Origin of the sequence: Larkinella humicola (assembly GCF_008727875.1) — a bacterium.
Classification (GTDB): Bacteria; Bacteroidota; Bacteroidia; order Cytophagales; family Spirosomataceae; genus Larkinella; species Larkinella humicola.
In genome coordinates this window covers 61,411-75,245 of the sequence record NZ_VTWS01000009.1, presented here as the reverse complement: position 1 = coordinate 75,245, position 13,835 = coordinate 61,411, and the positions used below count along the sequence as shown (strand labels likewise).

Sequence of the window (13,835 nt, the reverse complement as noted above, 5' to 3'; positions counted from 1 at the left end):
GAAGCCCGTTGAAAGCGTGCGGAGCCACTTTACTAGTTGACATTTATTATTCATCATTTGATATTAAACCATATGAATCGAAAACCGTGTCCGCCCCGTTGGCCCGACAAACTCCTGACCTGGCTGATTGCTCCGCACCTGCACGAAGAGGTGCTGGGCGACCTGCACGAACGGTTTCACCGGCGGGCGGAGCGGCTGGGCGGGATCAAAGCCCGGCGACGGTATTGGCGGGAGGTACTGGCGTATGTCCGGCTGTCATTCATCAAACGAAAACCATCAGCGTATTCTAAACCCACCAATACGGACATGATCAGTAACTATTTCAAAATTGCCTTCCGCAATCTGGTTAAAAACCCGGCCTATTCGTTCATCAATATTTTTGGACTGGCCACGGCTATGGCCGTGGCGATGCTCATTGGGCTTTGGATGTATGATGAGCTGTCGTTCGATAAGCAGCCTAAACACTACGACCGAATTGCCCAGCTCTGGCAGTTTGTCAAGTTCGATGCCGAAAAATCTTCGTATGCTGTTCTGCCAATCCCGCTGGCGAACGAACTGCGCAGCAAGTACCCCGATTTTGAATCGGTCAGTCTGGCGGTTTCCCGTGAAGCGGTTCTGGACGCCACCGGTAATCAAAAATTCACCAAAATCGGTAAGTATGTTGAACCGGGTTTTACCAAAATGATGTCTCTGACAATGCGGACCGGAACCGATGCCGGTTTGAACGATGTCAATTCGATTCTGCTTTCCGAATCGACCGCAGCCGCCTTTTTTGGTTCCGCGAATCCGGTCAACCAACTGGTTAAACTGAATAATAAACGGAATCTAAGGGTGTCGGGGGTTTACGAAGATTTTCCTTCGAACAGCACCTTCAGCGATGTATCGTTTCTGGCTCCCTGGAAGTTGTTCGTGGCTATCGATGCGGGAGCCAAAGACTCGCAGAACAAATGGGATAACAACGATTACCAGATCTTTGCGCAACTCAAACCGGGTGCGGATTTCGAGGAGGTTTCGGCCAAAATCAAGGATATCCGGATGAAAATGGATAATCCGCCGGGCTATAAACCGGAGTTTTTTCTGCATCCGATGCGCAAGTGGCATTTGTATTCGGATTTTAAAGATGGCGTCAATACCGGGGGGCTGATTGTCTTTGTCTGGTTATTTGGCATCATCGGCAGTTTTGTTTTGCTGCTGGCCTGCATCAATTTCATGAACCTGAGCACCGCCCGGTCCGAAAAACGCGCCAGAGAAGTCGGTATTCGCAAAGCCGTTGGCTCCGTGCGGAGCCAGTTGGTCGTCCAGTTTTTTAGCGAATCGCTGGTATTGTCTCTGTTGGCGTTGGTCGTATCGCTGCTGTTCGTCGGGTTGACGTTACCGTTTTTCAATCAGATGGCCGACAAACAAATGACCCTTTTATGGTCGAATCCCGGGTTCTGGCTTTCCGCACTGGGCTTTAGTTTACTGACCGGCTTGATTGCCGGCAGCTACCCGGCTCTGTATTTGTCGTCGTTTCAGCCCGTAAAAGTTTTAAAAGGCGCTTTTCGGGTGGGACGGTTTGCGGCTGTTCCCCGCAAAGTACTGGTCGGCTTTCAGTTTACGGTTTCGGTGACGCTGATCATCGGCACCATTATCGTTTTTCGCCAGATCCAGCACGCCAAAGACCGACCGGTTGGCTATAATCGCAGCGGGCTGATTGAAATCAGGATGAATACACCGGACCTGTATGGACATTACGAGTCACTGCGCAGCGATTTGCTGGGAACGGGCGCTGTTGCTGAAATGGCGGAATCAGATGCTTCGATAACGGTTCAGAATGGGGGCATGACGAATGTTAGCTGGCGAGGGCAGGCCGCTGATCTGCGCCCCCTGATGATGTCGAACCGGATCACGCATGATTATGGCAAAACGGTAGGCTGGCAGGTGGTAGCCGGTCGTGATTTTTCCCGAAAATTTTCTACCGACTCCGCAGCGGTTATTCTCAATGAAACGGCGGTGAAATTGATGGGCTTCAAAAACCCAATCGGCGAAATCATTACGTGGGGAGGGGCAAAGTATACCGTAACCGGTATGGTCAGGGATATGGTCAGGGAGTCTCCCTTTGAGCCGGTTAAGCCTTCTTTTTTCGTCTTGAATTATGAAGCGGCCAATACCATCCACGCCAAACTGGCACCCCAGCTTCCGGCCCGTGAAGCCCTTGCCAAAGTGGAGCAGGTGTTCAGAACCTACAGTCCGGCCTCGCCTTTTGACTACAAATTTGTGGACGATGGCTATGCCCGGAAATTCGGCCACGAAGAACGCATTGGCAAGCTGGCAGGTGTTTTTTCCGGTTTAGCAATTCTGATCAGTTGCCTGGGTCTGTTTGGGTTAGCGTCGTTTATGGCCGAACAGCGCACCAAAGAAATCGGCATCCGCAAGGTGTTGGGGGCTTCGGTCTTCACGGTCTGGCGGCTGCTCTCAAAGGAGTTTGTGGTGCTGGTCATCATCGCGTTCTGTCTGGCGGCTCCTCTGGCCTACTACGTTCTGTCGGACTGGCTCCAGAATTACGAATACCGTACCGAGTTATCGTGGTGGATTTTTGCGGCTTCGGGAATCGGCGCCTTGGTGGTTACGCTGCTAACGGTGAGTTTTCAAAGCATCAAAGCCGCTTTGGTGAATCCGGTAAAAAGTCTGCGAAGTGAGTGAGAATGAAGGGAATCATGAATGCAAAATGCTAAATAATAAATGTAAAAGTATGACTCAGGAAGCCCGTTGAAAGCGTGCGGAGCCACTTTACTAGTTGACATTTATTATTCATCATTTGATATTAAACCATATGAATCGAAAACCGTGTCCGCCCCGTTGGCCCGACAAACTCCTGACCTGGCTGATTGCTCCCCACCTGCACGAAGAGGTGCTGGGCGACCTGCACGAGCGGTTTTATCGTCGTGCGGAACGATTGGGCAAACGCGAGGCCCGGCGACGGTATGAGCGGGACGTCCTGGCGTATGTCCGGCTATCATTCATTAAACGAAAACCATCCGAGTATCCGAATCCAACTCCTACCACCATGCTGTACAGCCATTTTAAAATTGCGTTCCGCAACCTAATGGGCGGGAAAAGTTTCTCCATCATCAACATCGGTGGGCTGGCGGTGGGCATGGCCGGAGCCGCCCTGATTGCCTTGTGGCTCCAGAATGAGATTAGCTTCGACAAATTTCATCAGCACAAGGACCGGCTTTATCAGGTATATGGCCTCACCAACAGCGCAGGTGGAGAACCGGTTGCGATACCGGTCACCTCCCAACCGCTGGCCCCGACCTTGCAACAAAATTATCCGGAAGTAGAAGCCGTTACGCGGGTAAAAGACGTCGACCAGTTTCTGATCCGGGTCGATGACAACCGATTCACCGGTATTCCGGGGGCGTTTGCGGACCCTTCTTTCCTGCAACTGTTCAGCTTTCCGTTGGTGGAAGGGTCTAAAAACGAGCAGCTCACCACGATTTCGTCCATTGTCATTACCGAAAAACTCGCCCGGAAGCTGTTCGGCACCACCGACGCGCTGAACAAAACGATCCGGCTCGATTCCGTCGATCATTTCGTGGTCACCGGTGTTTTAAAGGATTTACCACCAAATACGCGTTTTACGTTTGAATACCTGTTGCCGTGGGATTATCTGAAAAAACTGGGAAGCGGCTGGAGCAACGAGAGCTGGCTCAGCAACAACACGCCAACGTATGTCTTGCTGAAACCGAATACGAACCCGGCCGCCTTCACGGCAAAAATCAAAGACCTGACGCAGCGGTATGCGGGGCGCCGGGATGTCTGGACGCATTTCCTGTTCCCGCTGAGCCAGTGGCACCTGTACGCTGAATTTGAAAACGGAAAACCGGTGGGGGGGCGCATCGAAACCGTCCGCGTGTTTGGGCTGATTGCCGCCTTTATTTTGCTGATTGCCTGCATCAACTTCATGAACCTGAGTACGGCCCGAAGTGAAAAACGGGCGAAAGAAATTGGCGTGCGGAAAGTGGCCGGGGCCGGGCGCGGGTCGTTGATCGGGCAGTTTATTACTGAAGCCTTTCTCACCGCCTGTCTGGCCGGGGCCGTTGCCCTGTTACTGGTTGGGCTGGCCTTGCCGGCGTTCGATACGCTCATCGGCACGCAGCTTTCGATTCCCTACCAGCAGTATTCGTTCTGGCTCTGTACTGTTGGCTTTGTGGTTCTCACCAGTTTGCTGGCGGGCAGTTACCCGGCTTTTTACCTTTCCTCCTTCCAGCCGGTCGGCATTTTTACGAAGCAATTCAAAAAAAGCCAGTTGGGCCTGTCGCCCCGGAAAGTGCTGGTGGTGCTCCAGTTTACCTTTGCCATCGTGCTTGTTACTGCCACGATGATTGTCCGCGACCAGATCATTTACGGCCAGGGACGGGACAAAGGTTACGCGAACGACGATTTGATTCACGTCAATTTTGTCGGTGACATTGAGAAGAATTACGCGCCGATCAAACAGGAACTACTTCGTTCGGGGGCTGCGGTTTCCGTCACAAAAACCATGACGGACCTGACGAACGACGGCTGGCGGAGCTGGGGGCTTCGGTGGCCGGGCGAAAATCCAAAAGATACCAACACCGCCATCACGATCTTCAGTTCGGATGCCGATCTGGTCAGAACGGCGGGCATGACGTTGGTCGAAGGGCGGGATATCGATGGTTACCGGTACCCGGCGGATAGCTTTTCCGTGGTGTTGAACGAAACCGCTGTCAAGCTGATGGGCTTTAAAAATCCGGTCGGGCAGACGCTTTCCAACCGGGACCAAAAGCGAAGCTGGCGGGTTGTGGGTGTGGTCAGGGATTACATTGTGGGGTCGCCGTATAACCCCATTCCGCCAGTGGTTATTCAGGGGCCGGGGGCCTGGTTCAATACCATGCACATCAAGTTCAACCCCGCAAATTCGACGGCGGAAAATCTGGCAAAAGCCGAAGATGCTTTCAGAAAATACAACCCGGCCTATCCCTTCGATTATCAGTTTGTGGATCAGGAATATGCGCAGAAATTCGAGAACGAACAGCGTACCAAAACCTTAGCGGGCCTTTTTGCGGCCCTGGCAATTTTCATTTCCTGTCTTGGGTTATTCGGATTGACCTCCTTCACGGTCGAGCAATCCCGGAAAGAAATCGGCATCCGGAAGGTGTTGGGCGCCACGGTGAGCCAGATCGTTACGTTCTTATCCAGAGGCTTTCTGAAACTGGTTTTGATGGCCTTTCTAATGGCCACTCCGATTACGTGGTACGCCATGAGCCAGTGGCTTCAGGATTATTCCTACCGCATCCGCCTTTCGGGGTGGATTTTTGCCGCAGCCGGACTGCTGGCGTTGGTGATTGCGTTGCTGACCGTCAGTTTTCATACTATAAAAGCGGCTTTGTCCAATCCGGTGAAGAGTTTACGAAGCGAGTAACCCGGACTCCATCACCCCGATTTGGGCGGAAGCAGAATTTTTTGACAGGAACGCGGATTGAACCGATTGTACAGATAAGCACAGAGCAAAATCGGTTCAACCCGTGTTCCTGTCAACGTTACATCATCTTAATCCCCACTTCTTTAAACCGCCGGTACAGATTCAACAAAACTTCACTCCGAAACTGATCTTCTTTGTTGACCGAATTGATCCAGACCCGCACTTTTAACTCGATGGCATCGTTCGTAATGGTCGAGAGAAAAATTTCGGGTTGCTGGCGTTTCACGGCGTTCGGATGTTTCGAGATCTCTTCTTTAATCAATGCTTTCAGCGTACTTAATTCGTGTTCCGCATCAGCTTTAATGGTCAGCTCAATTCGTTTGGCTTTGTGATTAATGGTCCAGTTAATGACCTGTCCCGACAGCAGATCGCCGTTGGGAATGATCACTTCCGAACCTTCCGTTGTGAGCAGGCGGCTGGAACGAATTCCGATGGTTTTCACGCGCCCTTTTTTGTTGGTAATCTCGATAAAATCACCGATCTGAAACGGTTTATCGAAGATCAGAATGATACCGGAAACCAGGTTATTGACAATGTTCTGAAGCCCTAGCCCAATCCCGACGCCCAACGCACCGACAATCACCGTTACCTTGTCCAGCCCGATTCCGGAAGCCAGAATGGCGAACAAAAAACCGCCGATGAGCATGAAAAGCCGGATCATCACCAGCCGCGAATCGGCATTGCTGATGTTTCCGCCGATTTCGTCGTCGGTTTCTCCGAAAAAATAGCCAATGTATTTCCGCAGCGCACCGGAAAGGTATAGAACCAGGAAAAACAACACGATGTTTCCCCACGTAAAGGTCGTGCTGCCAACACTTCGTTCCGTTCCTAAAAAATGGGAAACGGTTTGATAAACGGCATTATAGACGTAGAGGTTGTTGGTGAAAATAATCAGCCAGGCGATTACGGCCAGGGCGCTCATCAGCCGGTGTAAGCCGATTTCCAGTTTGGCGTAATTAAACCGGGCGGCAATGCCATCGGCGAGTTTTCCACTCACAACCTGAAGCGCAAAGGCTTCGTTGATAATCTGAATCAGCGTGAAAAGTCCAACGGCCTGCGTCAGGCCGTAAATAGCCGCCGTCGAGAAGATTTTCGCCAGGCTCATTCGGCCAAGAATATTGCAGAAGACTGCCAGGACATTCAGGATAATATACAGAATGGAAACCTGTTTGATAAAACCGGTGAGCGAGAGCGTTTTGCGGATTCGGAACAGAAACAAGAACCCGAAAACGACCGATATGGCATTGAGAATCAGGAGCCAAAGCCGGAAGGTGATGCCCGGGTCAATGATTGACGTTCGGGTGATGATGACCAGAACATACAGCGCAACGATGGCCAGCCAGTTGAGAAAAAGCTGCCGGGGCCAGCTTCGGAAAAAGAGACCGGTAAGCGCCAGTAAAAGGATAAACTGCGTCAGTTCGACGTAAACGGCCGGGGGGCGAAGATCGAAAAAAGGAGCGAAATTAAAGACGAGAACCAGCACCGGAAAAACAGGCATGGCGCGGAGGTATTTAATTTTTAATTCCTTCCGAATTTCCTGCGGTTTTCCGTGACGTTTGATAATCGAAAAACTCCGGTATACCCAGGCAAAAAAGGCCGCACCAATGATCAACATGTAGAACCCGTTGCCGGCACTTCGGTCGAAATAATACGCCAGCATGTCCCGCTGTCCTTCGTAGGAACGTTTGATCAAATTATCCAGGTGATCGTCGGAACCCACGCTTTTGGGAATGGCCCAGATAAAATCGGTTTCCTTGCCGGTAATTTTGACGTTAAACTCCCGAATGCGCTCGTTGACGACATTGGTTAACTCGGCGGTTTCGAAATATCCGTCGGAAACAGCGGCCTGAAGTTTATTGATGCGGGTCAGGTTTTTATTGGTCGATTCACTGGCGTCGATCCACTGTTGCCGCAATTCTTTCAGTGAGTTAAAATACAAAGCCCGGTATGAACTATCGGCGGGGAGAACCAGCACCGAATCCCGCGCCAGCGAAATCAACTGCCCGTTCATGCCCGACAATTGTTTTTCATACCCGGAAAGTGTTTCCCGCCAGACCTTAAGCTGCGTTTGCATGTCCTCGAGCAGCACCTGAAACATGAGCATGTTTTTCATGTCGTGCACCTTTCGATACAGCGCCAGGTTAGTCCGAATCGTTTTGACGTACGACTGAACTTCCGGAAGGTTGTTCTCGATTTGCCAGGTGCTGAATCCCCGCCGGGTTCGGTTGCTGATGTCGTTTAAGGCCGTATGCCCTTTTTCAAGCCGGGCAATGATGCTATCGACCGGAATACCGGGTTGCGGAATAACCGGTAAACTGTCTACCGGATTGCCTCCGGCGGTTTTCTGGGCATACAGGCCGTAGGAGAATATTAGAAAAAATACTACTAAGCCACTGAACGTCAGGTGTTTTTTGGTGCTGTATTGGTCTGTTAAATGGATTTTATTCCCAATCATTCTGCTACCGGTTTTATTCAAATCAAGCTCCTCATTCGTTGTGTCGCTCTACATGAATACTACCGAAATTCGATAATTGTTATGATTTGGGAGGTGTGTGCCCCCGGCAGACCTCTGAAACAGGGAACCGGGATGCGAATCAGAAACCGATCAAAACAGGTTAAAATCGGTGTAAATCCGTTTCATCCGTGTTCCTATCCGGCAAAGATCACCACCTTTCCAGCCCCAGCAGTTTTTTGCCCAACTCGCTCAACTCAGCGGTTTGGTATTTCAATTGTTCCCAGCCGCGCGGGTCGCCGGGAAAGGCATAGCCTTCGGGGGCTTTGCGATCCTTCCACGACGTGATGCGCCACTGCCGCAGGGTTTCATGGTCTTCCTGGGCGGGCATCATGGAGATGTATTGCGCAATCCGGACTTTATCAGTGGTCCGGTTCGGCCGAATGCCGTGTGGTTGTGTGCTGTTAAAAATCAGCAGATCGCCGGCTTCCAGTTTTACTTTTACCAGCCCAAAACCGGTCGTATCGGGTTTAAAATGATCGCGGTCGGCGGGCTGAGTCAGTTTCCAGGTATCGTAGGTGCGGTAGAGTTCGGGAATGCACTGAAAACCGCCCATGTTTTCGTCGGTTTGGTCGGCCAGCGCCAGTACGCCCTGCACGTTTTGCGGTTTGGTTTCCGGGTCGTAATCCCAGTGAATGAAGCCTTTGAATTCATAACCGGGTCGGGCGGGCAGGTTAAGGTTGGCGCGGTCGATGGTGACCCAGAGTTTTTCAGTTCCCCAGATGTCCACAAAGGCGTCATAAATGCGGGGCGACTGCCGGTTATCCCACAGATACTGGTGGTTGTAAAGCTCCACCATACCGCTGTTGCTTAACTCCTTCATTTTCATTTCGGCGCGGGGTGGTGCATACCAGGTTTCCGGATCGTTGGGGTCTTTTTCTTCAAATTCCCACAGAAACTGCGCTAAACGTTCCGCCTGTTCTTTTGATACGGCATTTTTAATCACGATGTAGCCGTTTTCCATCCAGAACTGCCAATCGGCTTCCGAGAGCACCCGAAGCGGTTTTCCGTTCGAGCGGTCGTTGAGTTTGAGGTGGCTGCTGGTGGCCGTCGACGGGTTTCCGGGCATGTCTTTGTGGGCATTGTCCGGGGTCATTGTTGGTGTCATTGATTCCATAAGTCGGATCAGTTAAGGATTGGATAGGACAAAGGTAGCACCCGACTACCGGCGAACGCTACACGTCCACTGGCCAATACTTGAACAGGATTGATCTATTGGTTATTAATTTGGCGGTAGTATGTATAGTTTTGTACAAATAGTACAGCGATGAAAGCGTATTTGGAAGAAATCAAACCCGATCGCGACAGTTCATTCCGGCTGTTGCTGACGCCCCATCTGAATGATTTTTTCATGTGGCATTTCCATCCGGAATTCGAGCTGGTTTTCATCGAAGGCGCTGACGGTCCGCGCCATGTGGGCGATCATCTTTCGCGCTACGAAGGCAGCGACCTGGTGTTTATCGGGTCATACGTGCCGCATCTGAACTTCGATTATGGGGTTCGGACGGACTACCGGAAAGTTGTGGTTCAGATGCGGGAGGATTTTTTGCGGGATAACTTTCAGAAAATGCCGGAGCTGGCCGCCATCGCCCGCTTGTTCGATCAGGCCCGCTGGGGAGTTGCGTTTTACGGCAACACCAAACGGCTGGTGGGAAAGCGGCTTGCGCGATTGCACGGGCGGTCCCACTTCCGTCAACTGATCGAGTTGCTGGAGATTTTTCAACTACTGGCCACCTCGTCGGAGTCGGTTTTGTTGAACAACCGCCCGGTCGGATTTCCGTATAACCAGAAGGAACAGCAGCGATTGCAGCGCGTGTACCGGTTTATCGACGCTAACTACCAGCGGAAAATTGAGATGGCCGAACTGGCCGATGTGACCAACCTGACCGTGGCTGCTTTCTGCCGGTATTTCCGAAAGATGACCCGAATGACGTTCACGGAATTTGTCAACCAATACCGAATTCGGGAAGCCAAGCGGCTGTTGCTGGCCGACCAGTCGGTGACTGAAGTCTGTTTTGCAAGCGGTTTTGAGAGTTTATCGTATTTCAACCGGGTTTTCAAAAAGGTAACCGGAGTGAACCCGATGGGATTTAAGAAGGTGCACGGGTAGCCTCAACGTTGTCCGGAATGATTCACAATCAGGCTTTTCGCGCCTAAACTTTCCCCGGTTTCTGCCGATACCAAAACCCGTAAAACGGAATTCCGGTGGCAATCAATCCGAGCCCCATCAACGCTTCGCGGGGCTGTTCGATGAGGGTGATGACCACCAGCGTCATGCAGAAAAGACAGAAAACGACCGGCAAAACCGGGTAGCCGATAACGCGATAGGGGCGGGACAAATCGGGCTGGGATCGCCGGAGCAGCAGGACGCCAAAGGCCGTTGAACCGTAGAAAATGAACGACGCAAAGACCAGCATATCCGTCAATTGATCAAACGTGCCGGACCAGACCAGCGCCACGGCCCAAACCGCCTGCCAGACAATCGACACCGAGGGCGACTGAAACCGGGGGTGAATCCGGGCTACCGTGCTGAAAAACAGACCGTCGCGGGCCATCGCGTAATACAGCCGGGCCGATGTCAGAATGGAACTGTTGGTGGCGTTGAAGGTCGTACACAAAATCAGGACAGATACCAGCGTGGCCCCGGTCGAGCCACTGACCCGCCGGATAACTTCGACGGCGGCAATCCGGCCGGGCGTCTGGTTAAGCGCGATCAACTCCTCGATCGGCAATACGTATACGTACATGACGTTCAGGAGCAGGTACAGGCCCACGACGAACAAGGTGCCGATGCCAAGCGCTAGCGGCAAATTTCGCTGCGGATTCCGGATCTCCTCCCCCAGAAATGCGATGTTGTTCCAGCCGTCGTAGCCCCAGAAAGCGCCCAGCGACGCGATGAAGAGGGCTTTGACCAGAACCATCCCTTCAATAGCCCCGCCGTCGAAGGCCGGGCTATTCCGGCTCAGGTGGTCGAAACTGCCCAGCGGAGAACTGAACCCCGCGATGGTGATCCCGACAATGGTGAGCAAAATGACGCACATCAGCACCCAACTGATGCCGCCCGCAAACCGGATGCCGCGGTAACTGGCCAGGCTGAGGAGGATAATGAGCGCGGAAGCGATTCCTTTGGTCCAGAATCCGGCTTCGTCATTCAACACCAGCAAACCGACCAGCGACTGGGCAAAGATGTGCGCCAGCGCGGAAATAGCCGCCGTTTTGACCACCGTGAAATTGCTCCAGCCGTAGATAAAGGCAAAAAAGCGGTTGTAGACTTTCTGGTAATAGATGTATTCGCCCCCCGAATTCGGAAACATGCCCGCCATTTCAGCATTGGTCAGCGCACCGGCCAGACTCACCAGCCCCGCCAGCAGCCAGCAAAGCAGAATCAGACCGGGCGACTGCAGGGCGTCGGCCATCGGGGCGATTTTCTTGAATACGCCCGATCCTACCATGACGCTGATCACCAGTACAATAGCAGTGGGCAAGCTCAATACCCGGGCTAATTTAGGGGCTGGTTTCATCGGTTACAGGGTTAAGTCGGTGAGTCCCAAACCGGGCAATCCGGTGGGCCGCATCAGGCCATTTTCAATGCTAAAACCGCCCTTGACAACGTCTTCGGCGAGGTCCAGGCTGCCGTCCAGATCGAGGTAGCGGGTATGTGGACAGGCAAAAGCCGCGTGCAAAGCGGCCGCAATGCTGACAATACTCTCGTCGTTGCAGCCCCAGAACAGCTCAATCTGGCTCAGCCGGGCCACCGTCGCGATGTCGAATGCGCCCCGGATTCCCCCGCACTTCATGAGTTTGATGTTGAAAATCCCGAACGGTTGCGGCTCCTGCGCCAGTTTCAGCGCGGCCTCACCCCCTTTCAGCGATTCATCGGCGGCCAGGCGCTGGCGAAGAGGCAACGGCAGTGAGCGGAGTTCTTCCTCCGTTCCCACCGGCAACGGTTGCTCGATCAGTTCGACGCTGGCGTCGTCGGTCTGTCCGATAAACTGAATCAACTGATCGACGGTATACCCCTGATTGGCATCGACGCGCAGCACGATGTCGGGGCCAAACTGTTCCCGAAGTTTTCGGATTCGTCCGATGTCTTCGGCGACGTCGAGTCCGGTTTTGACTTTCAACACCCGGAAACCCTGCTGAATGTATTCGCGCGCGGCTTCCAGCGTTTCGGCAATCGGCATGATCCCAATCGTGATGGAAGTGGGTAAGGCCCTGACTTTTTGTCCGTACAGCTCGACCACCGGAATGCCCAGAAACTGCCCGAGGGCATCGTGGAGGGCAATGTCGAAAGCCGCCAGTGTGCCGGGCAGATTTGGAAACTGCTGCCCGGCTTCGTCGATCAACTGAAACGCATGGCGAATGTCGCGGCCCACAAACCGGGCAATGCTGTCACTTTGCAGATTGGCGAACGTCTGATCCGGCGATTCGCCGACCACTTCCGGCGACGGGTTGGCGGCCCCAACGCCGATGATGCCGTTGGCTAATTCGACGGTCAGAAAGATGTTCTCAACGGCCGAAATCGTCTGGTAGGCAATCGTATACGGTTTCGTGAGTGCCAGGTCCCGGCGGTAGGCCCGGATGGATTTAATCTGCATGATGAACGGTTTTTTCAACAAGTTGACGGATGATCGGAACCACCGGCGCCAGGCCTTCCTGGAGGGGCAGCAACACCGGAATGCCTAGCCGTTCGGTGTATTCCTGTTGAAACTGCTTGGTTTCTTCCAGGGTGCAATTTTCCGTGTTTAAAGCTAGTGCTATCACCTCAGATCCGAACTTTTGGATGATTTCGATTTCCGATTCCACCGACGGAATTTTGCCCCAATGCTCGTCATAATCGAAATACGTGCGTTTGGGCGCGTGCATCAGGACAACGTGTTTTGCATTGCCCGAAACCATAAATTCCAATCCACACGGGCCGCTGGGATTCCGCAACGACGATTGGCCTTCGATCACCAGCACATCGGCACCGGTTTCCTGCCAGCACGACACGAGGGCGTGTTCGATTTCGCCGGAAATGAAATCGTTGAGCGTCGAGTCGAAAATAAAACCGTATTTTCCGCCCTGGAGCCAGCCGGTTTGGCCGGTATAAATCATCTGCGCATGGAGTCCGGCTGCCTGGCAGGCCTGGGTCAGCAGCCGGGTGGTGGTTCGCTTGCCCATCGCGCAGTCCATGCCCAGCACGGCAATGATGGGGGCGGTAATCTTGAAAACATCGCCCGACCAGAAATGCAGTTCGGCGCGGGATTTGGGTTTCCGAATATCAATCAGGTTGGCACGGTATTCTGCCGCCAGCGCCACCAGTTCAGGTCGGTCGTTCAGCAAATCATGGAGGCCATTGACAACCGACAACCCGTTTTGCAGGCACGTTTTGATCAACGTCAGAATCTCTTCCGGCAAAACACCGCCGACGGTAGCGACGCCCACAATGCCACATTGCACGGGCCCAACGGCGGCCAAGGCCTCCTCCAGCGAGGCAAATACCGGAATCTGACGGGGTTTCCCATCCAGTACTTCACCCGCGTCACGGCCAGCGGTCGGAGGGTCAATCACACCGGCGATGGTGTAGCGTTCGCTGTCCCGAATGAGTCCGTGGGCGGTTTTCGCATCCGGTGAGGCCAGCAATCCATTGGTTAGGAGTAAAGCACGATCGTTCATTGTCTATTTTGGGCGTACAGTTCGGCAAAGAAAGCGTATTCTGTTTAATCAGTATTAAAATTTCAAAAAGGACGAATTTTTCATGAAAAAATAGCTAATAAATCCATTTTTATCTCCTATTTGTTCCGTGGCCTGTTCAGAAACCCAGCCGAACAAAACCACCGGTTTTCGAGTCTA

Annotated in this window: 8 protein-coding genes; 3 read left to right on the top strand and 5 right to left on the bottom strand. The window is 52.8% G+C overall.

Annotated elements, in window-relative coordinates; all coding sequences use genetic code 11:
- The first annotated feature begins 72 nt into the window (after positions 1-72).
- Both F0P93_RS27055 and F0P93_RS27050 read left to right on the top strand, forming a co-directional pair.
- A complete protein-coding gene (locus F0P93_RS27055) occupies positions 73-2,682 on the top strand; it encodes an ABC transporter permease (protein WP_150880898.1) in 2,610 nt (869 codons plus the stop codon).
- 130 nt (positions 2,683-2,812) lie between these two features.
- The gene (locus tag F0P93_RS27050) at positions 2,813-5,428 is read left to right on the top strand and encodes an ABC transporter permease (protein ID WP_225309663.1); all 2,616 of its coding nucleotides are present in this window, start codon (positions 2,813-2,815) and stop codon (positions 5,426-5,428) included.
- A gap of 118 nt (positions 5,429-5,546) precedes the next feature.
- On the opposite strand, the gene F0P93_RS27045 is transcribed toward F0P93_RS27050, so the two are convergent.
- On the bottom strand, positions 5,547-7,943 hold the full coding sequence (locus tag F0P93_RS27045) for a mechanosensitive ion channel family protein (RefSeq protein WP_150880897.1): 2,397 nt from the start codon (positions 7,941-7,943) through the stop codon (positions 5,547-5,549).
- 208 nt (positions 7,944-8,151) lie between these two features.
- The gene (locus tag F0P93_RS27040) at positions 8,152-9,108 is read right to left on the bottom strand and encodes a phytanoyl-CoA dioxygenase family protein (RefSeq protein WP_374756788.1); all 957 of its coding nucleotides are present in this window, start codon (positions 9,106-9,108) and stop codon (positions 8,152-8,154) included.
- A gap of 159 nt (positions 9,109-9,267) precedes the next feature.
- Here F0P93_RS27040 and F0P93_RS27035 point away from each other — a divergent pair, with 159 nt between their 5' ends.
- Positions 9,268-10,110 carry an AraC family transcriptional regulator gene (locus F0P93_RS27035; RefSeq protein ID WP_150880895.1) on the top strand — a complete coding sequence of 281 codons (843 nt, stop codon included), beginning with the start codon at positions 9,268-9,270 and terminating at the stop codon, positions 10,108-10,110.
- A gap of 43 nt (positions 10,111-10,153) precedes the next feature.
- Here the strand turns inward: F0P93_RS27035 and F0P93_RS27030 are convergent, their stop codons facing one another.
- From F0P93_RS27030 to F0P93_RS27020, 3 genes are read right to left on the bottom strand one after another with little or no spacing between them, the layout of a single operon-like run.
- On the bottom strand, positions 10,154-11,521 hold the full coding sequence (locus F0P93_RS27030) for an APC family permease (protein ID WP_150880894.1): 1,368 nt from the start codon (positions 11,519-11,521) through the stop codon (positions 10,154-10,156).
- Positions 11,522-11,524: 3 nt separating this feature from the next.
- Positions 11,525-12,598: a mandelate racemase/muconate lactonizing enzyme family protein gene (locus tag F0P93_RS27025; protein ID WP_150880893.1), complete on the bottom strand. Its 1,074-nt coding sequence runs from the start codon at positions 12,596-12,598 to the stop codon at positions 11,525-11,527.
- Positions 12,588-13,658 (bottom strand): N-acetyltransferase DgcN family protein, encoded by a 1,071-nt coding sequence (locus F0P93_RS27020; RefSeq protein ID WP_150880892.1) that lies wholly within the window; start codon positions 13,656-13,658, stop codon positions 12,588-12,590. Before F0P93_RS27020 ends, F0P93_RS27025 begins: the two co-directional genes overlap by 11 nt.
- Positions 13,659-13,835: the final 177 nt, after the last annotated feature.

Coding starts and splice junctions, on each gene's coding strand:
- F0P93_RS27055 (WP_150880898.1), top strand. CDS start 73: ATGAATCGAAAACCGTGTCCGCCCCGTTGGCCCGACAAACTCCTGACC.
- F0P93_RS27050 (WP_225309663.1), top strand. CDS start 2,813: ATGAATCGAAAACCGTGTCCGCCCCGTTGGCCCGACAAACTCCTGACC.
- F0P93_RS27045 (WP_150880897.1), bottom strand. CDS start 7,943: ATGATTGGGAATAAAATCCATTTAACAGACCAATACAGCACCAAAAAA.
- F0P93_RS27040 (WP_374756788.1), bottom strand. CDS start 9,108: ATGACACCAACAATGACCCCGGACAATGCCCACAAAGACATGCCCGGA.
- F0P93_RS27035 (WP_150880895.1), top strand. CDS start 9,268: ATGAAAGCGTATTTGGAAGAAATCAAACCCGATCGCGACAGTTCATTC.
- F0P93_RS27030 (WP_150880894.1), bottom strand. CDS start 11,521: ATGAAACCAGCCCCTAAATTAGCCCGGGTATTGAGCTTGCCCACTGCT.
- F0P93_RS27025 (WP_150880893.1), bottom strand. CDS start 12,598: ATGCAGATTAAATCCATCCGGGCCTACCGCCGGGACCTGGCACTCACG.
- F0P93_RS27020 (WP_150880892.1), bottom strand. CDS start 13,658: ATGAACGATCGTGCTTTACTCCTAACCAATGGATTGCTGGCCTCACCG.